19 protein-coding genes are annotated in these 22,043 nt (G+C 52.1%); all 19 read left to right on the top strand.

Annotation, left to right across the window (positions count from 1 at the left end; translation table 11 throughout):
* The first annotated feature begins 11 nt into the window (after nucleotides 1–11).
* On the top strand, nucleotides 12–2,174 hold the full coding sequence (locus J9789_RS10800) for a peptidylprolyl isomerase (protein WP_209345241.1): 2,163 nt from the start codon (nucleotides 12–14) through the stop codon (nucleotides 2,172–2,174).
* Nucleotides 2,171–3,076: a DUF1385 domain-containing protein gene (locus tag J9789_RS10795; protein ID WP_209345237.1), complete on the top strand. Its 906-nt coding sequence runs from the start codon at nucleotides 2,171–2,173 to the stop codon at nucleotides 3,074–3,076. The genes J9789_RS10800 and J9789_RS10795 overlap by 4 nt, the downstream gene beginning before the upstream one ends.
* 11 nt (nucleotides 3,077–3,087) lie before the next feature.
* Nucleotides 3,088–4,605: an FtsH protease activity modulator HflK gene (gene hflK / locus J9789_RS10790; protein WP_209345233.1), complete on the top strand. Its 1,518-nt coding sequence runs from the start codon at nucleotides 3,088–3,090 to the stop codon at nucleotides 4,603–4,605.
* 39 nt (nucleotides 4,606–4,644) lie between these two features.
* Nucleotides 4,645–5,541 (top strand): protease modulator HflC, encoded by an 897-nt coding sequence (hflC, locus tag J9789_RS10785; RefSeq protein WP_209345231.1) that lies wholly within the window; start codon nucleotides 4,645–4,647, stop codon nucleotides 5,539–5,541.
* Nucleotides 5,542–5,556: 15 nt separating this feature from the next.
* Nucleotides 5,557–6,660, top strand: coding sequence for an FtsH protease activity modulator HflK (gene hflK / locus J9789_RS10780; RefSeq protein WP_209345229.1), 1,104 nt, complete (start codon nucleotides 5,557–5,559; stop codon nucleotides 6,658–6,660).
* Nucleotides 6,661–6,692: 32 nt separating this feature from the next.
* The gene (locus tag J9789_RS10775) at nucleotides 6,693–7,100 is read left to right on the top strand and encodes a winged helix-turn-helix domain-containing protein (RefSeq protein WP_209345227.1); all 408 of its coding nucleotides are present in this window, start codon (nucleotides 6,693–6,695) and stop codon (nucleotides 7,098–7,100) included.
* A gap of 716 nt (nucleotides 7,101–7,816) precedes the next feature.
* Nucleotides 7,817–8,278, top strand: coding sequence for a sigma factor-like helix-turn-helix DNA-binding protein (locus J9789_RS10770; protein ID WP_209345225.1), 462 nt, complete (start codon nucleotides 7,817–7,819; stop codon nucleotides 8,276–8,278).
* 523 nt (nucleotides 8,279–8,801) lie between these two features.
* Nucleotides 8,802–9,179, top strand: coding sequence for a type II toxin-antitoxin system PemK/MazF family toxin (locus J9789_RS10765; RefSeq protein ID WP_209345223.1), 378 nt, complete (start codon nucleotides 8,802–8,804; stop codon nucleotides 9,177–9,179).
* A 187-nt stretch (nucleotides 9,180–9,366) separates the two neighbouring features.
* A complete protein-coding gene (locus tag J9789_RS10760; RefSeq protein ID WP_209345221.1) occupies nucleotides 9,367–9,522 on the top strand; it encodes a hypothetical protein in 156 nt (51 codons plus the stop codon).
* Between the two features lie 123 nt (nucleotides 9,523–9,645).
* On the top strand, nucleotides 9,646–11,238 hold the full coding sequence (locus J9789_RS10755; protein WP_209345220.1) for a recombinase family protein: 1,593 nt from the start codon (nucleotides 9,646–9,648) through the stop codon (nucleotides 11,236–11,238).
* A complete protein-coding gene (locus J9789_RS10750; RefSeq protein WP_209345218.1) occupies nucleotides 11,239–12,111 on the top strand; it encodes a recombinase family protein in 873 nt (290 codons plus the stop codon). It begins immediately after the preceding gene.
* Nucleotides 12,108–13,760, top strand: a complete 1,653-nt coding sequence (locus J9789_RS10745) for a recombinase family protein (protein WP_209345216.1) — start codon at nucleotides 12,108–12,110, stop codon at nucleotides 13,758–13,760. The genes J9789_RS10750 and J9789_RS10745 overlap by 4 nt, the downstream gene beginning before the upstream one ends.
* A complete protein-coding gene (locus tag J9789_RS10740; protein WP_209345214.1) occupies nucleotides 13,757–14,500 on the top strand; it encodes a metallophosphoesterase family protein in 744 nt (247 codons plus the stop codon). The genes J9789_RS10745 and J9789_RS10740 overlap by 4 nt, the downstream gene beginning before the upstream one ends.
* A 263-nt stretch (nucleotides 14,501–14,763) precedes the next feature.
* On the top strand, nucleotides 14,764–15,231 hold the full coding sequence (locus J9789_RS10735) for a low molecular weight protein-tyrosine-phosphatase (RefSeq protein ID WP_209345212.1): 468 nt from the start codon (nucleotides 14,764–14,766) through the stop codon (nucleotides 15,229–15,231).
* Complete coding sequence (locus J9789_RS10730) at nucleotides 15,225–16,241, top strand: PDDEXK nuclease domain-containing protein (protein WP_340039124.1); 1,017 nt, start codon at nucleotides 15,225–15,227, stop codon at nucleotides 16,239–16,241. The genes J9789_RS10735 and J9789_RS10730 overlap by 7 nt, the downstream gene beginning before the upstream one ends.
* Nucleotides 16,242–16,678: 437 nt before the next feature.
* Nucleotides 16,679–17,698, top strand: coding sequence for a cyclic GMP-AMP synthase DncV-like nucleotidyltransferase (locus J9789_RS10725; RefSeq protein ID WP_209345210.1), 1,020 nt, complete (start codon nucleotides 16,679–16,681; stop codon nucleotides 17,696–17,698).
* The gene (locus J9789_RS10720; protein ID WP_209345208.1) at nucleotides 17,691–19,355 is read left to right on the top strand and encodes a ThiF family adenylyltransferase; all 1,665 of its coding nucleotides are present in this window, start codon (nucleotides 17,691–17,693) and stop codon (nucleotides 19,353–19,355) included. The genes J9789_RS10725 and J9789_RS10720 overlap by 8 nt, the downstream gene beginning before the upstream one ends.
* The gene (locus J9789_RS10715) at nucleotides 19,345–19,863 is read left to right on the top strand and encodes a Mov34/MPN/PAD-1 family protein (RefSeq protein ID WP_209345206.1); all 519 of its coding nucleotides are present in this window, start codon (nucleotides 19,345–19,347) and stop codon (nucleotides 19,861–19,863) included. Before J9789_RS10720 ends, J9789_RS10715 begins: the two co-directional genes overlap by 11 nt.
* 30 nt (nucleotides 19,864–19,893) lie before the next feature.
* Entirely contained in the window at nucleotides 19,894–21,978 is a 2,085-nt protein-coding gene (locus J9789_RS10710) for a S24 family peptidase (protein WP_209345204.1), read from the top strand.
* Nucleotides 21,979–22,043: the final 65 nt, after the last annotated feature.

The following is a 22,043-nucleotide window of genomic DNA, read 5'->3' as shown; positions in this document are numbered from 1 at the left end:
GGAGGAGCAATATGGAAGAAAAAAACAGACCTCGGCAGCCCCAGGAGGAGGAACAGCCCTCCGCGCTGTCCGATATGCTGGGGGCGCTGGGCTTCAAATCGAAATCTCAGCGTGCCGGCAAGCAGGAGAACATTCGGGACGGAACAGAGGAGGATGTTTCTCCAGATGGAGAAACTCAACTGGAGCGGGAAGTCAGAGAATCAGAGTGGGGCCGGGCGGAACAACCCGATGAACTGAGCAGTGTTCCCGCAGAGATCTCACCTAAAAAAAGCCCGCCACCCCCCAGAAAAAAGCGGCGCTGGATATTCCCCATGATTGGCGTTGCGGCGGTGGCCGTTGTGGGGACCGGATTCCTTTTCACGCGGGAGCCGGAACCACCCAGCCCCGATGTGGTGGCCTCCTATGATGGAAAGATCATCACGGTGGATGAACTAAACGCCTTTATCGCAGTGGAAAACGCCAAAGAGCGGGAGCATATCATCTGCCCCACCCACGGCTATGACCATTCAAAATGTACGCCGGACGAGGAGTGCGAGGCCCACCCCGTCCACACCTTGGAGGGCTATCGGGAGATGGTTTCCAGGCTGGCCACGGAGCAGATGATCGTTTCCTGGGCAGAGAGCAGCGGGATCACCCAGCGTTCCGATGTGCGGCATGGGATGTCTGACCTGCTTAACGACGCCATGGTCACCCAATATGTCTCCCAGCTCCATGAGGAGAACATCTCCCCAGAGTCCATTTCCAGCTGGGAGGTGCAGAAATACTACGACAGCAATCAGAGCGAATACGCCGGAAAGACGCTGTCGGAGGTGGAGAACGAGATCCGGCAGACGCTGGCAGCGCAGAAGGACGAGGACTTTTTTGCCGAATATCTGGATGAGCTGAAGAAAACGGCGGGCTTGCAGGTAAACTTTGATCTGCTGAAAGTGGCCCAGCCTACACAGGCGGAGATCGACGCCTACTACCAGGCCAATCAGTCCTCTTATGAAACGGCCCCTGCCGCAAAATTCCGTGAGATCAAATTTTCCGGCGATGATGCTGGATCCCAGGCCACCGCAGCCGGCCGCAAGCTGCGCTCCGGCGAGAGCTTTGACAGTGTGGCCGCCTCCAACGGCGGTGCGGTTGACGGCTCCATAGAAAAGGGGGCCGGTCCGCAGGCAAAGGAAACCGCCTTATGGCGGTTGAAAGCCGGTCAAACCAGTGACCCCATTGACAACGGCGATGGGACTTGGAGTATTTTGGAGCTGCAGGAGTTGTCCAGCGCGGGAGTGCGGCCCCTGTCCGAAGTCCAGGAAGAGATCACATGGACGCTGTTATCGGAGAATACGGCGCGTGAATATGAGACGCGAAAGACCGAGACTCTGTTCAGCATCCACAGCCGCCGTTACACACTGGGAGACTTCTATACCGAGTTTCAGGAGCTGTCTCCGGCCTACCAGCGGCAGTTCTCCAGCTTTGAGATGAAACAGCAGCTTTTGGAGCAGATTATCGCACAGGAACTGCTTTTGGAGAAAAGCGGCGACGGCTCCGACACAGGAGAGGATCACAGCATGGAGGAACTTCGTATCCGCTATCTGGCTCAGATCCTGCATCAAGACGAGGTGGACGACCAGTTGATCGAGCCGACAGAGGAGGAAGTCCGCCAATTCTATGAGGAAAACCAGGCAGACATGGTCGTTCCCGCTACCTTCCAGTTAAATCTGATCTGGATCGACCAGGGAACAAACGGAGAGAAGAAGGAGGATGCCCGCACCAAGGCAAACAGCGCCCTGGACGCTCTGACGGGCGGCATGGACTTTGCCGCGGTTGCGCGGCAGTATTCCGATGACTCCTCCGCCGCCTCCAACGGCGGGCAGATCTCCGGTTCCTTCCACGCGGAGGATCTGGTCGAGCCGCTGGCGCAGGCCATTGAGCCGCTGGCCGCTGGTGAGACCAGTCCCATTGTAGAGTACGACGGCGGTTACTATATCATTCAGGTGCGGGATCGCACCGAAGAACGCCAGCAGACCTTTGAGGAAGTAGCCGATACCATCAAGGCCCATTTGCAGGCCCAGCAGCATGAGCAGCTGGAGGCGGATATGCAAAACACCCTGCTGGAGCGGGCCAATCTGGTGATCTACGACAAAACCCTGCGGCGGCTGGTCAAGGAGACGGAACAGGGGGCGGCATCGTGAGCAATCCGCAAAATCCGAGGCTGGGAGCCGTGGGCGGTCAAGCCGTACTGGACGGCGTGATGATGAAAGCGGAGGGCCGCTGCGCAGTTTCTGTGCGCTGCCCGGACGGGAGCATCCAGACGGAGCTCGTTCTGTTCCAGCCGTTGGGAAAGCGGCACCCCATTTTAGGACTTCCGCTCATCCGGGGCTTTATCAACTTTTGTCAAATGCTTGCCTTGGGCCAGCGCGTCCTTTCCATTTCAGTTGTATTGACCGACCCGGAGCCGGAGCAAACAGCTTCTCACGTATCGGAACGGCTGTTCACTGCCGCTGTCTGGATATTTGCCGTTGTGCTGAGCGTGGGGCTTTTTATGCTTTTGCCCGCATCGGTCGTCAAGCTGGGAGGCCGGTTGCTGCCTTTGGACAGCGTTTGGCTGAAAAACATCGTGGAGGGACTGGTTCGGATATGCGTCCTGCTGACCTATCTGCTCCTGACCTCTCTGATGCCCGATATGCGCCGGACATTTGAATACCATGGGGCGGAACACAAATCGGTGGCCTGCTACGAGGCGGGAGAGCCATTGACGCCGGAAAACGCCGCCCGGCATACCCGGTTCCATCCCCGCTGCGGCACCAGCTTTCTGTTTATGATGATCTTTGTCGGTATCCTGTTTTACTCGCTCCCAATCTTTTCATGGAACAGTGTTTGGGAGCGGGTACTGACGAAACTGCTCTTTTTCCCTGTGATTTCCGGTGTCGGCTATGAGATCATCCGATTCTCCGGGAGACATCCCGGCAATCTCCTGCTGCGTATATTGACTGCGCCGGGGCTGTGGCTGCAGCACATCACCACCAGAGAGCCTTCGCTGGAACAGCTGGAGGTGGCGATTACGGCTTTGCGCAATTCGCTTGAAAATCAATGAAGGAGGCCCATATGGGACGAAAAGAAAAAACTCTGCTCATTACGATCATTGCCAATGTGATTTTGATCGCTCTGCGCTTTTTCCTGGCTGATCTGTCCGGGAGTGTTGGACTGGCCGCCAACGCATGGCACTCCATGACCGACGCCTTCGTGACCAGCGTGGTGTTCATCGGCCTGATGATAGCCCGGTACGGTGCGGAAAAACTGCGGCTGGCCAGCAAAAAGGTGGAGCATATCCTGGCGATCTTTGTTGCCGTATTCATTTTCTACATGGGACTGGAGATCCTGTCCGACGCACTGAGCGGCGAGACAACGGAGCTGCGCTATGTTCCCTTTGCGGCAGCGGGCGCTTTTCTGGGCATCGGAATCAACTACTTCATGGCCCGCTATAAAATCTATGTAGGCCAGCAGACCGGCTCCCAGAGCCTGATTGCGGACGGCTATCACTCAAAAATGGATATGTACTGTTCCGTGGCGGTGCTGGTAGGTCTGCTGGGCTCCCTGTTCGGGATGCCGAGCCTGGACAAAATCGCCGCCATTATCGCCATGGTGCTGCTGATGATCGCAGGTTATGAGATCCTATCTTCCAACCTCCATCTGCTGCTCCATCCGGAGGAGGACACCGGCGCCGAACACGGCCACCACCATCATGGACTCCCCGGAGGCAAAAAGCTCTATGCCGGGATAGGCGGCGTACTGGCGTGCGCCTGGCTGCTCTCCGGCATCTATGTGGTGCAGATGGACGAGAGCGGCATTGTCCGCCGTTTCGGAAGCGTGGTCAATGACGCCGTTACACCAGGCATCCACTATAAGCTCCCCGCACCCATCGAAACGGTGACGCTGGTGAAGGCGGAGAATGTGAGCCAGGTAGAGACTGGCGTGCAGGAGCTGCTGACCGGGGATACCAACTTGGTCAATGTGAACCTGTCTGTCCATTACAAGATAGAAAACAGTGCGGACTATCTGCTGAATGTCAGCAACTCCGAAGCCCTGCTGCAGTCCAGCGCCACCACCAGTATCCGGCAGATCGTGGGAGAGAACACCATCGACTATACCTTGACAGACGGCAAGCCGGAGATCGAATCGAGCGTCCAACAGGCGCTGCAGGAGACGATGGACAGGAACGGGACTGGCTTGGAGATTGTAAGCGTCCAGCTTGTGGAGGCCGCTCCGCCGGAGGCTGTGCTTTCCAGCTTTGAGGATCTGGCCACCGCCCGGCAGGACAGCGTCATCTACATCAACGAAGCCACAGCCTATCAAAACACCATCGTCCCCCAGGCGCGGGCCGACGCCTACCAGCAGGTCGCTGAGGCCGAGGGCTACCGGGAGGAAACCATCAAGACCGCCCAGGGTGATGCCGACCTCTTCTCCCAGCGGCAGGAAGCCTACGCCTCCTATCCCCGTGTGACCCGGTTCCGGCTCTATATGGAGGCCATGGAGGAAGTCCTGCCCAATGTGCAGAAGCTCCTGCTGGGCGGCAATGTCTCCGTCGACAATGCGGAACTCTGGCTGGGCAACGGTTCCAAATAAGCACCATCGAACAATTTCATCATTTGGAGGAATGATTTTATGACAAAGGCAAAAGGCGCACCCAAGAAGACGGTTCTCTTTGGTATCGGAGCGGCGATCATTCTGTTGCTTCTGACTCTCGTGATCTATCAGGTGGACAGCACGGAATATGCGGTGGTCACCCAGTTTGGACAGCCTGTCCGGGTGGTGGAGGATGCCGGCTTGAAGATAAAGCTTCCCGATCCCATTCAGTCCGTCCAGCGGCTGGATAAGCGGGTGCAGGTCTATCAGACCTCGTCCATCGAGCTGCTGACCCTGGATCGGCTGAATGTCTCTCTGGACTACTATGGCACATGGAAGATCGTAGACCCCATTCTCTTTTTGCAGACGGTGCGGGACAATATCGGCGCCGAGGCCCGACTGCTGGATGTGTTCTCCTCCAGCCTGAGCGTCCAGTTGGGCCAGTATAAGCTGGAGCAGTTGGTCAATACAGATGCGGAGAAACTGGAGCTGGACACCATGATCGCTGATACCGTGGCCTATGCCAAGGAGCGGGCTGCGGAGTACGGCATTGAGGTGGTGGACGCCCAGATCCGGGTCCTCAACTTCCCGGAGGCTAACAAGCAGAGCGTTTACGACCGTATGAGCGCCGAGCGTGAGCAGATGGCGCAGCGTTACCGCTCCGAGGGCAGCGAGGAAGCCTCTAACATCCGTGCGAACGCAGAAAAGGAGCAGCAGCTCATTTTGGCGGAAGCCTATCAGAAGGTTCAGGAGATCATGGGCGAAGGCGATGCCGAGGCCATCCGCATTTACGGCGAAGCGTTCCAGAAGGACCCGGAATTTTATGAGTTCATCCGCACTCTGGAAACCTACGAAAAGACCATTGATGGCAACACGACGCTGATCCTGCCTTCTACCTCGGAGATTTTGAAGTATCTCGGTGGAAGCGGCAACTAACAAGGAGAACAGTCTATGAAGAAATTTTCTCTTGACCAGCTGCGGGAAACCGTCAACCGCTTTTTCCTGCGGCTTGCGGCCATACCCCAGGGAAGTGGAAAGGGCGGCAAGAAAGAAGGTTCCGTCCGAAATGATCTGAAAAACGCTTTCCGGCATATCAACCCCAAGAAGGCTGGCCTGGGCGTGCTGGGCGGCGTGATTGCGGTCTACCTGCTCTCCGGCATCTATGTCGTCAATCCCGGTGAACAGGCCGTGGTGCGCCGTTTCGGAGCGGTACTGGATCAGACGGTGACGGAGGGCCTGCACTACCGCCTGCCCTGGCCCGTTGACAAGGTGCAGACCGTCAATGTTTCTGAAGTTCGCCGGGCGGACATCGGAATGACCCTGCCGGAGCATATCCACCAGCCCGATGACGAGCCCCAGGCGATCCAGCTGCTCACCGCCGATGAAAACATTATCACCACTCAGGCCATCGTCCACTACCGGGTGAGCAATGCGGCAAAGTTCCTCTACAATGTGAATGGCAACAGTGAGCAGCTGGTGCGGTACAGCGTGGAGGCGGCGCTGGTGCAGCTCATGGCCAGCGTCCCGGTGGATAATATCCTCAGCACTGATAAGGTGGCCGCCCAAAACGGCGTGATGGAGTTGGCGCAGGAGGCGCTGGACCGCTACGATGCCGGTATCCAGATCACAGCCTTCAATATTCAGAATGTGGTGCCGCCCGACCCCGTCTCCTCCGCCTTTCTGGATGTGACCAACGCCATGTCCGAGCGGGAGACCTCCATCAACGAGGCAAACGGCTATTACAATAGCCTGATCCCCCAGGCCAGAGCAGAGGCCAACCGCATGATCTCCAATGCGGAAGCCTACAAGCAGGAGCAGGTGTCCCGCGCCACCGGCGATACCGAGAAATTCCTCAGTATGCTGAAGGAGTATCAGAGCAATTCCTCCATCTACACGGCGGACACCACAAAGTACCGTCTGCTGCTGGAAACGCTGGACAAGATCCTGCCTACCGTCAAGCTGTATATCGTGGACTCCTCTGACGGCAGCGTGGATGTGAAGCTCTTTGATCCCAGCATAAGCGGAGCGGCTATTACGGCCAATTCACAAGGATAAACCGATGATCCCACAGGAGTGAATGCTTTCAAATGGTAGAAATTATAATGCGGCGTGAGGTGGACGGAAAAATCACAGAAACGGTACTGGTTTCTATTGATGAGGAGCCTCTGATCAAGATTAAGCCTATGGAATCTGTCCTGTCCTTTCCCGGCATAGAGATCCGATTAAACGAACATATTGTTTACAGGGATGACAGGGAAATCTTTCTGACCCATCGGGAATTTGCCACTCTGTCCTACCTTGCCCGTCATCCAAAGTGGGTGTTTACCGCAGAACAGATTTACGAAGCGGTCTGGCGGGAAGACGGCGAAAACTGCGGGACAGCGGTTGCCAACATTATCAGCCAGCTCCGACGCAAGCTGACACCGGATGATCCGAAAGGCGGATATATCCGCACAGTCATCGGCGGCGGATACAAATTTGAAGCCCCAGAATAAGTCGATCCCCCGGAGCAACCGCTTCGGGGGATTTTCTGTCGGTTTGCGTCGATAAGTTTTCCCCTTTTTGAGCGTATTTCATCGTAATTCCAAGGGGAGTGGAAATATACCAGTTACAATGGATCTATAGCAGCATCTCCCCGAATACCATGAAATGAGGTGCAATATGGATTGTTTTTTGTGAGTATATGAGCGTTATTTTCAATTCGAGTTGAGCAGCTCTTATCAAACATTGATTCTGAAAGCGAAGGAAGGAACCAAACAACGGATGAATTAAATATTCTGAATCGGCAAGGCGGCAGCAGCGGGCTGCCACAAGTTTAGAAAGGGGATGATGTAGCCGCCTGTGTGCCGGCCGCGTGAGCGGACAAAGGAAAGAGGTGCGATTTGGGTGACACCATTGATCGCATTAAGCTGTTCTGCCGTCTGACCCAGCCGAGACACACCGCTTTTAAGACAAAGAGAGGGAGAAGCCCCCACCATCATCATAGTGGGCATAAACACCATACCAGGCAGAAAGATAAACCTCCTCCTGGTGGTGCTCCGCTAAATCTCTGCGGACTTCTTAATGCACAGACTGTAAGAGCGGCCGATTTTGCGCATCAGCGCGAAACCGGCCGCTCTTTTTCTGTTTTACGGTACCGTCCACGGTGCCGCTCTCCTCCGCTTCTGAAATTTGATTTTTCTCAAATTTCAGAAGAATGGAGGAACGCCGTATGGCGAAGCATGATAAGTACCACCCAGACTACTCGAAACTCTACCCTGGGATCGAGAGCCGGCCCGAGATACTCGCCGTGCTGAAGCAAAGCGACCGTAAGATGAAATACATAGAGGTAGACCTCAAGACGGAGCGTCCCGTCTACAGCAAAAAAGCTGGCCGCATCATATTCCGGCCCAGCCGGGAGGATTCCTTTGAACGGCTGTGTGAAGATGAACACATCCAGTTTGCCTCTGATGATTCTTCCCTGGAAGAAGAACTGGCCCACAAGGATATGCTCCAGCGGCTTCGGAACGCCATGGGGAAGTTGGAGCATGACGAGGCGTCCCTGATCCACGCCCTGTTCTATGAGGGGCTGAGCGAGCGTCAGCTCTCCAAGCGAACCGGCATCCCGCAGCGGACGATCCATGACCGCAAAAGGCGGATACTCGTCAAATTGCACAAACTTATGGAAAATTAAAAAAATTTCCGCTCAACCCCCTCGCTCAACGGCAAAGAGAGTGAGGGGGTTCTTTCGTTTCTCCCTGTGCAGCTTGAAAAGTGAATATCCAGCGAGTGAATAACATCAGCGGACAAGCCTCCAAAAGAGGAAAAGCGATGAGTCGGACGCGCCAAGACCACCTGTGCGGGCTTTCCCGCATCAAAGACGGCCAAATAAGGTGCCCAGCGGTCCCCGTCCAGACGAAAGCAGCCCTGGCAAGCTGTTTTGCAATGACCTTGTCCGCCCACAATGGTACCCCTGCCCAGCCACAGCCTCAAGCAATGGGGGCAGCTCGGAGAGATCCTCGGAGGGGTGAGATTCCCGGAGCGCGGCGCCAGCTGCGGTTCACTTGACTGCCCATGGCCTGGGAAGTAGTGTCGAATAGGGCCAATGATACAAATTTCAGAAGCGGCGGGGGCCGCATTCCAGCAAAGAGTTAGTCATACTTTTGCACGCACTGGAGCGGCCCCCGTTTTTGCTCAGAAGTAAGGAGGCAAAAAGGTTGAGATCACAGAAACAACGCGCCATCCAGCGTGGGGATATTTATTATGCTGACCTCATGCCAGTCACCGGATCGGAACAGGGCGGCATCCGGCCTGTGGTGATCATCCAGAATGATACAGGCAACCTCCACAGCCCCACGGTGATCGCGGCGGCTATCACAGCACGGCGAAAGGGACAGCATCTGCCTACCCATGTACAACTGCGTGGATCCGCCTGCGGCCTGTTCCGGGACTCCACCGTTCTGCTGGAGCAGCTCCGGACACTGGACAAGTCCCGGCTGGGAGAGTACATGGGCAATGTAGGCGCGGAAAAGCTGCGCCAGATCGACGCGGCGCTGGGCATCAGCGTTGGGCTTGGAAACTCAGATAGCTGTTGAATGAGCGCATCAAAGCTGAAAAACCAGTCGGTTACAAACTGTATCCAACTGAAATTAATAACCCAACAGGCGGAAAATAGTTATACATAGCGCCGGCCATCTGCTGTTGAGATGGCCGGCGTTTCATATCATCATGGGCCGTTCACCGGCCCGCGGTGGGCGGCCTTCCTGACAAGGAGGGCTATGTATGACAGGAAAAGAATTATCGGATAACCTGACTTTTCTCTCTGCTCTGAAGCTGCTGGAGCAGTTGGTGGAGCGGGAGCTCCTGACCACGGAGGAGGCGGAAGTGACCCACCGGGAGCTGGCCCGAAGGCTCCGCCCCACCCTGATCCTTGGATAATATCCCGTCCCGTTCCCTTTGTCAATTTGCGCGGGTTTCCCGCCGGTTTCTTATTGGCTTTGGTGAATAGCTATCCTGCCAAACCTGTGGTATTGTCGTTGCTGAAAGGAGGTCAATATGACTATGGTACAAGCACAAAGCATCATGAAAGCGGCGCCCCGGATCACAGTCATCGATCCCCGGCCGCCGGAACAGGCCAAGCTCCGTGTAGCGGCCTATGCCCGCGTCAGCAGCGACTCAGAGGATCAGCTCAACTCCTACATCGCCCAGGTGGACTTCTACACCAAATACATCTCCTCCAAGGAGGACTGGGAGATGGTGGACATCTATGCCGACGAGGGGCTCACAGGCACGGAGGCCCAGAAACGGGACGACTTCAACCGCATGATCAATGACTGCCGGGCCGGAAAAATTGACCGGCTGCTGGTCAAGTCCGTCTCCCGGTTTGCGAGGAACACCGGGGAATACATCCAGTTCATGCGGGAGTTGCTCCGGCTGGGCATTTCCATCTACTTCGAGAAGGAGAATCTGGATACCGCAAAGATGACCTCGGAGCAGGCGGCGGACCTCTACGGGGCTTTCGCCCAGATGGAGTCCACCAACCATTCCAGCAATATGCGCGTCAGCAACCGTATCCGCATGGAGAAGGGCATCTTCACACCACCCACGCCGCCCTACGGCTACCGCTTGGTCGAGCGGGAGCTGGAGATTGACCGGGATGAGGCCGATGTGGTGCGGTATATCTTCCGCGCCTATCTGGACGGACAGGGCAAGGAGGATATCGCAAAGGAACTCAACGAACTGGGCGTGGTCAGGGGTCATGGCCGGGAACGCTGGTATCCCAGCACCATTCATTACATTCTGACCAACATCTCCTATACCGGGAACATGATCTGGCAGAAGACCTGCGCCACCGATACCTTCCCCTTCCGTCAGATCAGGAACACGGGCCAGAAGCCCCAATACTTCGTGGAGGATTCCCATCCGGCCATTGTCAGCCAGGAGGACTTTCAGCGCGTGCGGGAGCTGATGGCACGGCGCAGGGAGCAATTCCTCTCCCACGCGCAGCGCCGGCCGTCTGTATACAGCAGGCGCGTCTTCTGCGGGGTGTGCGGCTCCATGTGCCGCAGGAAGGATATCCGCGGCAAGGTCTACTGGGTATGCCACCGGCACGATCAGGAGAAAAGCCGCTGCCCCGTGCCCCAGGTGCCGGAGGCGGAGATCACATCAGCGGTACTCCGCCTGTACCACAAGCTGGCACAGGATCCCGCCAGGATATTCCGCCCCATGGCGGAGCGGCTCCGGGAGCTTCGGGAACTGGAGCTGCGCTCCAACCGGAAGATCACCGATATCGACAAAGAGATTGCGCGTTTATCAGAGCAGAATCTCGTACTGGTTCGGCTGAAGTCGAAAGGGTATGTGGATCCTGCTCTTTACTTATCCCAGCAGGATGAGATCACGCACAAGCTGAAGGAGTTGAAAAAGCTCCGCCGGCGGGCGCTGGAAGCATCCGGAGAGGACCAGCAGCTCCAGAACACAGAAGCGATCCTGGAATATCTGGAGGACAGCGGCAGACCGTTCCAGCGGGAAACGGTAGACGAGGAGCTGTTCGAGTTCCTGATCCAGCGCCTCACCGTTTACTCAGCGGAGACAGTCAAATTCCGCCTGTACAACGGGCTGGAGTTGGCGGAGACGATGGAAAGGGCGGTGCGGTAAATGGCGTGGCAGAGAAAGATCCCTTTCGGCTATATGATCCGGAACGGAAAGGCCGGTCTTCACCCGGTAGAGGCCGACGCAGTAAAGCGCATCTACCAGATGTATCTCGACGGCCTCTCCTACCAGCAGATCGCCAATGAAATGGAGCGCCAGGGCGTCAAATACCACCAGCACACGGACCGCTGGAATAAGCACATGGTCAAGCGGATGCTGGAAAATGAAACATATCTCGGCACGGGGATGTATCCCCGCCTGATCACCAGCGAGGTTTTTATGAAGGTTTGTCTCCAGCGGGCTGGTAAAGCCTCCGGTACCCCCTGTCCGGATCATATAGCTCCCATCCGCAGGAAAGCCGTATGCGCCCGCTGCGGAGCAGCGATGGCGCGAGACACCAAGTCCTACGGAGTTCCCCGTTGGCGGTGTGAAAATCCCGACTGCGCTCAAACCGTCCGTGTGGAGGATCCTGTCCTGCGGGACAGCCTGACGCAGCGGCTCCAGGCGCTGGCTGAGAAACCCTCCCTGCTGATACCGCCGGATACCAGGCGGCAGGACGGCCCGTCCATGGACGCCATCCGCATCCAGAATGAACTGAATCTGGCCTTTAACCGCGGCGCGGAAAGCGCCGAGCTGATCCGCGCGCTTATCTTTGCCGCCGCCGCGGAGAGCTACAGCGCCATCCCGGACCCCACTCCCGGCTGCAGGCTGGATTGTCTGCGTAAGCGCCTGGATGCGGGACCGGCAGATGAAGGTGTCCTTCAGGAACTGATGGATACAGCCGTCAAAGCAATCCGCCTGGGAAACGGCGGCGCGTTGGAACTGGAGCTGATCAACGGGACCATCTTCACATCTGACAGAGAGGAGAGAACGGCATGAGTACCACGCCAAAAACACCCAAGAAAATAACAGTCATCCCCGCTGACCCGCAGATGGTCAACCGGGACTTTCGGAAACAGCATCTGCGTGTGGCTCCCTATTGCCGTGTCTCCACGGACAAGGACGAGCAGCTCTCCAGCTATGAGGCGCAGATCGAATACTATACCGAGAAGATCGACAGCAACCAGGACTGGACCATGGTCCGCCTGTACGCCGATGAGGGCAAGACCGGCACCTCCACCAAGAAACGCAAGGAGTTCCTGCAAATGATTCGGGACTGTGAAAAGGGAAAGATCGATCTGGTCATTACCAAATCCGTCTCCCGGTTCGGACGCAACACGCTGGACGGCCTCAACTATGTCCGCCGTCTGAAGCGGCTGGGTGTGGGCGTCTACTTTGAAAAAGAGAATGTCAACACCCTCTACATGGACAATGAGATGATCCTGACATTCTTCTTCTCACAGGCCCAGGCGGAGAGCGAGTCTCTCAGCGGCAGCGTCAAGTGGGGCCACCGCAAGAATTTCAAGGATGGAAAGGTGTACTATCAATTTGACAGCTTCCTTGGATACCGCAAAGGTCCGGACGGCCAGCCGGAAATTGATGAGGAGCAGGCCGCTGTGGTGCGCAGGATCTTTGCCCGCTATCTGATGGGCCACAGCACCTGCCGGATCTGCAAGGATCTGATGGCGGACGGCGTCAAAACGGCACGGGGCAAAACGACCTGGCACGACAGCGTGATCCAGAGTATGCTGCGGAACGAAAAATACATTGGGGACGCCCTGCTCCAGAAGACCTACATGGCGGACCTGTTCACCCACCAGCAAAAGAAGAACATTGGAGAGCTGCCCAAATACTATGTCCACGAATGCCACCCCGCCATCATTGACCGGGAGACATTTCAAAAGGTGCAGGAGGAACTGGCGCGGCGGGCCGGCCTGAAAAAGACTTCTTCCAAGACCAGGACGGAGCTTGGCAAATACAGCGGCAGATACGCGCTGAACGAGATATTGGTCTGCGGGGAGTGCGGCAGCCCGTACCGCAGGCGGCTCTGGATGCCCAACGGCGAAAAGCGGTATGTGTGGCGGTGCCTGAACCGGCTGGAAAAGGGCAGGCGGGTCTGTAAGGACTCGCCCACGCTGGAGGAGCCTGCCCTGCACGCCGCCATCCTCTCCGCCATGAACGAGATGTTCCAGATGCGCACGGCCAAGCAGACGCTCAGAGACAGCATCCAGGCGGCTCTGGCGGGCAGCAGTGATCCATTGACGCTCCCTGCTGTGGAGAACCAGATCCGGGCCTTGCAGGAGCGCCAGCTGGAGCTGTTCCAGCTGGCGGTGGGAGCCGGAGCGGACTGTGTGGAATACGACGAGGAGATCCGGCAGATCAACATGGCCAAGACCCGTCTCATGGCAAAGAAGGCGGAACTGGAGCGCCAGGGGCAGACCGCCGCCGAATTTGACCGGCGCATGGAGCAGATCGAACACGAACTGGAGCAGACCAGCGCCGCCCTCACGGATTTCGACGAGGTCACGGTACGCCAACTCATCAGCAGCATCAAGGTGCTGGGACGGGACAAGCTGCTCATTCTGTTTAAGGATGGGACGGAGATCGAACAGCGCATAGAGAATGAGAAAGGGGCCAGGGCGTCATGATCTGTATCACGGGAGATACCCATGGAGGATTCCAGCGGTTTGGAAACAAATACTTCCCCCAGCAGCGGGAGATGAGCCGGGATGACTACATGATTATTTCAGGCGACTTCGGCGGCTTATGGGATGGCTCGGCTGAGGAGAACTACTGGCTGAACTGGCTGGAGGACAAGCCCTGGACGACCCTGTGGGTGGATGGGAACCACGAAAACTTTGATATGCTGAAGCGACTCCCCGTGGAGGAATGGAAAAATGGCCGGGTGCAGCGGATACGGCCCCATATCCTGCGGCTGCTGCGCGGGCAGGCTTATGAAATAGACGGCCTGACCTTCTTCACCATGGGCGGCGCGTCCTCCCACGACATTCAGGACGGCATCCTTGATCCCAGCGCCCCGGACTTTGAGCGGGAATACTGGTGGAAACGAAGGACCCGACAGCGGTTCCGCGTCCTGGGACATAGCTGGTGGCCGGATGAGCTGCCCTCCGATGAGGAATATCTCACCGCGCTGGCAACTCTGGAACGGATCGGCTGGCGGGCGGACTGTGTGATCACGCACTGCGCCCCGTCGAGGATCGTCAGAAGGCTGAACCCCGATTATACGACGGACCGCCTGAACGACTTCCTGGACATGGTCGACCAGCGGCTGGAGTTTCAATATTGGTTCTTCGGACACTATCATGACAACCAGGCTGTCGATGATAGGCATATCCTGCTCTGGGAACAAATCGTCCAACTGCTTTGAGTATATACCGGAGAGATTGCCAGACGATATCAAGGTTCTGACGCAGGGGAAGACACGGCAGATGCCGTGCCTTCTCTTTATAAGCAGGCGGCAGCGCCGGGAGGGAGGATCCCATGAATATCAAGAAGCCCACAGCCTATGCGGAAGCATTGATAACAGAGTCAATGGAACAGCGCCTCCTTATGGCACATTTGAGATGCCCCTCGACTATCCGGAGCCTGTATGCTATACTGAGCCTACCGAAACAATATAGGAGCGCACAAATGACGAGGATACTTTTTATCTGCCACGGCAATATCTGCCGCAGCCCAATGGCTGAATTCGTGATGAAAGATCTGGTGAAAAAGGCGGGGCTGGAAGCCTGGTTCCACATTGAGTCCGCGGCGACCAGCACCGAGGAGATCGGCAATCCGGTCTATCCCCCGGCACGGCGCAAGCTGACGGAGCATGGGATCGACTGCTCCGGCAAGACCGCCCGGCAGCTCCAGAACGATGATTACGAGGAATACGACCTCCTGATCGGCATGGATCAGGCCAATCTCCGCAATATGCATCGCATCTGTGGCGGGGACTTCGAGGACAAGATGCACCTCTTGATGGAATACACCGAGCGCCCCGGCGATGTGGCCGACCCGTGGTACACCGGCGATTTCGAGGCCACATGGCGGGATGTGCTGGAAGGGTGTCAGGGGTTGCTGCATAAATTGACGGAGGCGAAAACACAATGTTGATGAATTCCAACGAATATCTGAATATCGTCGAATCGATCAAGCAGGAGATCCGCACAGCGCAATACCGTGCGACAGTCAGCGTCAATCGGGAATTGCTGCTCCTCTACCACTCCATCGGTGAAGTCATCAACGCGCACAAGACATGGGGGAGCAAGTTCATAGAAAACCTTGCCGCCGACATCAAGATTTCTTTTCCGGATGCCACTGGCTACTCTGTGAGAAACCTAAAATATATGGCAAAGTTCGCGGCAGCTTATCCGGGTGATGGATTTGTGCAACAGCCTGTTGCACAAATCCCGTGGGGACACAATGTTGCTCTGCTGGACAAACTCTCGGATATGGAAGAACGCCTCTGGTATGCGAGAAAAATCGCAGAGAACGGGTGGTCCCGCAATGTGCTGATTCATCAAATTGAGAGCGGTCTATATCAACGGCAGGTGCTGGCAGAAAAAGTGTCTAACTTCGAAAACCGCCTTCCGTCCCCGCAGAGCGAACTCGCCACGCAAACAATGAAAGATCCGTATATCTTCGACTTCATTCCGTTCAAAGAGGATATGGTAGAGCGCGACATTGAGCGGGCACTGGTCAAGGATGTGACGAAACTACTGCTGGAGCTGGGGACCGGCTTTGCGTTCCTCGGCAATCAGTACCACCTCAATGTGGGCGGAGATGATTTCTACATTGACTTGCTGTTCTATAATCTGAATCTCCGCTGCTATGTGGTGATTGAACTGAAGACTGGTGAGTTCAAGCCGGAGTACGCTGGGCAGCTCAACTTCTATCTCTCTGCGGTAGATGGAATTCTGAAGAAAGAACAGGATAATCCCTCAATCGGCTTGCTGCTCTGCAAGAGCAAAAACGACCTTGTGGCAGAGTATTCTCTGAAGGATATGAGCAAGCCCATCGGTGTCAGCGCCTATCAGATTACCAGCAATCTGCCGGAAGAATTGGAGCACCAACTGCCGTCCGTGGAGGATATCCAGAAGCGGATCAAAGGGGCGAAAGAATGACAGCATTATAAGTCAGAATTTATCCCACGGCTCTATCATTGTACCAGCAAGTCTGACATAATATATCTATAAAAGCCCAATCTATTGTGGTACAAGGCTTTAGGAGAAAATAGTAATTCTCACGCATTGGTACAAAAGTCTCTGAAATCGTTGATTTCAGAGACTTTTTCTTTGTTTATTGCGGCGCAGAATGTGAGGGGGATTGTACTGCTTTTTACAAAATATTGAAATTTGTATCAAGTTGCATTATAATAAATTAACGGTAGGCCTTTGTGCCACCAAGGCAGCCGTTTGGTATCACCATGCGGCTGTTTATACTTAAGGAACTTTGCTATATGAACAAGATCGCAAGTATCTGATCATGCACAGCTGCACTAATATTTTACTCTATTGTTTAAAAACATGGGATAACAACATTAACTCAAGAGGTGAATCCAATGAAATTAAAAGAAGAATTCGAGCAGTTTTATAAAGATATTAGAATAGACGGTGAGCAAAACACGCTTATTCAAAAAAGGACCACACTTGAGAGCGAAATCAAAGATAAGTTGCCGGAGATTATGGGAGATCATGATATTGAGTTAAAGAAGAGCGAGATTAGAATGATCGACCAAGGCAGCTACAAGTACAACACAACGATTCGTTCGACGGTTGTAGATCGCGATGTCGCTGTAATGATACCTCTCGATATCGAGGCGAATCCTGATCCAAGAAAAATCAAAGGATATCTGCGTGATTCCATTGATATTGCTGTACGCACAGTCCAAATCAAAGAGCCGTGTGTGCGAGCCGCATATTATAAGGATGGGGAAGAATACCTACACATTGATCTTCCTTTATATGCTCAAGATGGAGATAGTGTCTATCTCGCACGAGGTAAAGAATACGGATCTTACAGTTGGGAACGTGCTGATCCCGATGGATTAAATGATGACCTATGTGGCATGATTAACGGAAATGCACAGTTGAGGCGAGTGATTTGTTACTTAAAGAAGTGGAAAAATGAGCACTATGCGAGTTCTGTTAGCGATCACGAAATTCCTCCGAGCATCGGCCTGACATACCTAGCATGTGACTGTTTTGAAGCACAGTCTACTGATGATGGCGACAATGATTTGCTTGCGCTCCAGAAAACAGTTCAAAATATATGCAATCGTTTTTTAATTACTCAAGACTATTCTGGTAATATAACAAGCGCAAGCATTAGTAGATATTTAACTGTTCAACCATACACAGATGTTTTTGAGAAAATGAAGGATAGCAGCAGCTCGTACATGATCACTTTTTACAAACGGCTTTGTGTTGCTAAAGATAATCTCACCAATGCAGTCAATGTTGAGTCGGATCATGATGCTGCAGAATATGTTGTAAAAGTACTTGGAGACGAGTTTGAAGTCCCCCCTAAGCCTGCAGCAAACAAAACTGCGCAAATTAACAGGGAGCATAGCTTTGGATAATATTGCATTTGAAATTCTATCTGCTTATGAAGAACTTGATGTGGAGCCGTCAGTCTCTACCGAAGATGTTATCGTCTTTCGACTTGAAGAAATGCGTTTCGCCTTTCTGTGTCCGAAAAAAGATAGCATCACATCATGTGCCCACATCTTCGCTTTAGATGTTGAAACATTCGATCAGCCTCATATTTTGTTGAATGAGATTGATTTCGAAGGAAATTCGACTCTCCCAAAAGGAAAATACCGGAGCGTATGTCTATACGAGAGTGGCAGCATTATTAATGCATTGGTGTCTTATGAAGAAAAAATAGTTGACGCCATCGAACGATTACTTGCGCTATTGTCACTGTCTCCATTGCAAAAAGAGAAAGAATTTCAAAAGGAATTCCTCTTCTATTGGAATAACGCTGCTCAAAATGGAAAAAGGGATATCTACTTAGATAATGACACTGCCTTTTCCATTTTATCCGTATATCAGAGCAAAGACCGTGTTAGATATATTGCGCCTAATGTGTGTTTATCCGATTTGGATGCTACTCGCAATGGCAATAGGGTTTGGCAACAACGCGTTGATATTGCTGCTATCTTCCTTCCAATTATTGATAATCGTGGCATCCTGCCTCCAAGGAACAACCATCCTTGGGGCAAAGAACAGATTCTGGAAATTGTATGCAGTGATACCACAAATCATATAAGTCGCGATACTTTTCTTCAGCTTAGGTTAGGACAAACAAAGTATGATACATTGGATATTGTTTTTGGTATGACGATAACGAAAACGCCATACACCTTCCTGGCACGTATAAAGTTTCACGGCGGCAATCAGAATTCTATGCTCGAAAGATTAATCCACAATATCCATTCTGTTGAGATGCTTCAGAGCGAAGAGATAGATTATCGCCATCTCAATCAAGTAATCGGCAACAGTACAGGAAATTTGAGTAAAAAGGTATTGTTAATTGGTGCAGGGTCTTTGGGAAGTTATGTTGCCAGCGAATTAGTCAAAAACGGATTTAAAGACCTAACAATTTACGATGGAGATGCTTTATCGCCCGAAAATTTTATGCGATGGTATTGCTCCGGAATATTTAAGAATGGCAAAAAAGCATCCCTTTTGGGATTTTACTTGGAAATGATGCATCCTGAAATCCATGTTGATACTCATGATGAGAATATCGATGCTGCAAAACTTATCAAAGAGATGCCTACTGCAGACTATATTATTTTCACTGTAGGAAGCAGTGACACACAACTTCGGTTAAACAGAGTTCTAAAAGAGAACGGCTGTAAAGCGAAGGTACTATTTGCTTGGTTGGAAGCCGGCGGGCAGCACAGCCACCTGCTGAGAGTCGATTATAGCACAAGCGGTTGCTTCGAATGTCTGTTCACCGACAATGTCGGAAATATGGTAAACAACCAAGCTAACATTACTGCAGACGAAGATATCGAGCTAAACACCATTCGCAATGGTTGTGGGGCTACACGAGTTGCATATGGTACATCGGTACTGCTACGCACGACTTCTGCACTACTTGATATACTGCACAAAGAGGAGTTTGAAAACGTCCAAGGTAACTACCTGGTAAATATTAGCCCGAATTCTGTTGCGTATGACTACGCTTCGTTTACGAAGGAGGCCTGTCGCTGCTGTGGCAATTAAACTGAATTGTGGTTGCGTTAAACTGGCTCTCCCCAACGGCTGTGTTGTAGACATACTAACATCGGTTTTAGATGAAATTGCAAAGTGGCTACAGATAGACCCTGATGCTCCAGAAAGCGGCGGGTATATTATTGGATATGAACATAAAGATACCGGAAACATAGTTCTTGAAAAAGTATCTGTTCCACATAGCCTCGATCGGCGGACACGTACTCATTTCGATATGCTTAATCCTGCGCATAGAGTTTTTCTGCTCAAAGAGAAGTTCCATAAGAGCTTTTACATGGGTGTTTGGCACACTCACCCCCAAGTCACACCTGTTCCTTCTGCAATAGATTGGGACGATTGGAGAAAGACTCTGGAATCCGATAGAACCGCCTGTGACTATATCTTTTTCCTTATTTCCGGAACCGATAGTACTCGCGTATGGATCGGAGATCCACGAGATAAAACAATTGTAGAAATATTTGAATGTCCCAAAGTTGACGGACTATATACTAGGCAATAGTATCTTGCAACAGATAGGAGAGAGAATAATATGAGAATTAAGTGGCTACATCTTTCCGATATTCATTTTAATTTTAAAAACTTTGATTCTCATTCTCTGCGTGAAGACTTTATAGCCCGAATTAGTAATTTGAGTCAAACCGAGCCGTTTACGCATTTGTTCCTAACTGGTGATGTTTTGTTCCGAAACAACCAAGCGGATACAGAAACTGTTGAGTTTGTCAAGAAACTAATTGATGCGATGCATTTACCTCTGGAAAATGTAATACTTGTTCCGGGAAATCATGACCATGACAGACAAATTGTAATTGAGCAACTGAATACCTTGCCAGATCTAAAAGATACCACAATCGATGCCTTGGATGAAGCTCATTGCACATCTATGTTAACTGCTTTTGATAAATTCGATGCTGTATATACAGGAATATTTGGCTCAAGTTATTACTCTAACTACGATAATCCCCACGCAATTTGCTTTTCCTCTCCCATAACTGTTGTAAAACTCAATACAGCGTGGTTTGATACCGACTCTTCCTCTAGCCGGTCTTTGAGAATCGGCAGTCGACAACTCCAACTACTTCTGTCCTCGGCCGACGAAGACTTGCAAAAATCTGTTAATATTGCAGTTGGTCATCATCCATTAGATGAACTTACGATTTCTGAGCACGATAGAATTCTCGAGTTGTTTCAAAAACATAACATCGGCATATATTTCTGCGGACATACGCATCGAGCTAATATTAAAATCCACAGATACCACGATGTTATTGAAATTGTCGCCCCAGGCGGGTATGTCGATGATGAAGGTTACTCTGTTGGTGGCTACGTCTGGGGTGTTATTGACACTGATATCAACTTTTATAAAGCTGAAATCTACAGTTGGAAAAGCGGGAAGTGGTGTATTGATAGTACACTTCCTGAAACAGATGATCACGGTATCTTCTACTTTAACACTTCCCACTTTCCAAATAATATCGATATTGTTGCTGTTGATTGTAAGACAATAGGTGGGCATATTTCCAGAAAACAGTTGGATGAATCACTCGGGATTAAAAATTATGATATACACACTTACTGTGGTCCATACGGCAATCCTACTGGATTCTCTCCAGAAACTGTTCGGGACTTTTCTGATACAATTCTCCTCTTATCAGAAAAGGGTAAAACCGTACACTTATATCCTCTTGCACCAATCCCCATGCTACTGTCTCTTGGTTTCAACCTGCAAAAAAACGCCGCGCTCATAATTCATCAATATGATCGTAACACAGAAAAGTGGGTATATAATGAAGCATCAGATCATATATCCACTTCTTGCGAAGCCTCTTTGTCAAATAATAACATCCTTGTTGTTTCCGTTTCAACTTCGTTTAAAATCGAGTCTAAATTAATATCTGCTACGATGGATGGACAGCACTACGATTTGCTGGAGTTTACAACAGATCGGATTGAAGTCGGGTATCCTCTGTACAACGATGATTTACGCAGTGTTGCAAAAACAATTACCGACATCCTAAATCCACTTGCTTCCAAGTACGCCGAGATTCACCTTTTTGCTGCTATTCCTGCAGGACTGGCGGTCGAATTGGGCAGAAGCCTACTCACATCTGTATACCAAAATGTGTATACATATCAATTGGCGCAGGGGCAATACACACAAGATCTTATTATCAACAAGGTTTCCACACCTGAAACACCAAAAACTATCCTATCTCGGTTTACTTTGGAGAGCACCAGTGTTGTGTACATTCCTATTCTTGGTAGAGTTCCTTGTGGTCCTGTAAAGGAGGCGATAACCGAAAACGAAATATGCCTTCCCTTACCAGAATCAATACTGGATAATGGCGATTACTACATACTTGTAGCATCAGGTGACTCTATGATTGATGCCGGTATTGAAGATGGAGATTACGTACTTGTTAAACAACAAGTTACAGCATGCGAAGGAGAAATTGTTGTTGCGTTGATTGAAGGCAGTACGACAATAAAACGACTACACTTCGATGACGATAATAAGAGGATTGTGCTGTATCCGGAAAATGATCAGTACGAGCCATGCTCGTACAAAGATTTGGACATTCAGGGTGTAGCTGTAAAAGTAATCAAGAACTTGTAAAGAGTATTGATATTTTGAAGTATATAAATTACAATCCAACATACGACTGTGTGAAGGATTGTAGC

This window comes from Flavonifractor sp. AGMB03687 (assembly GCF_017811815.1).
Classification (GTDB): Bacteria; Bacillota; Clostridia; order Oscillospirales; family Oscillospiraceae; genus Flavonifractor.
Note: the sequence above shows the minus strand (reverse complement) of the source record. Positions and strands in the feature narration are given on the sequence as shown.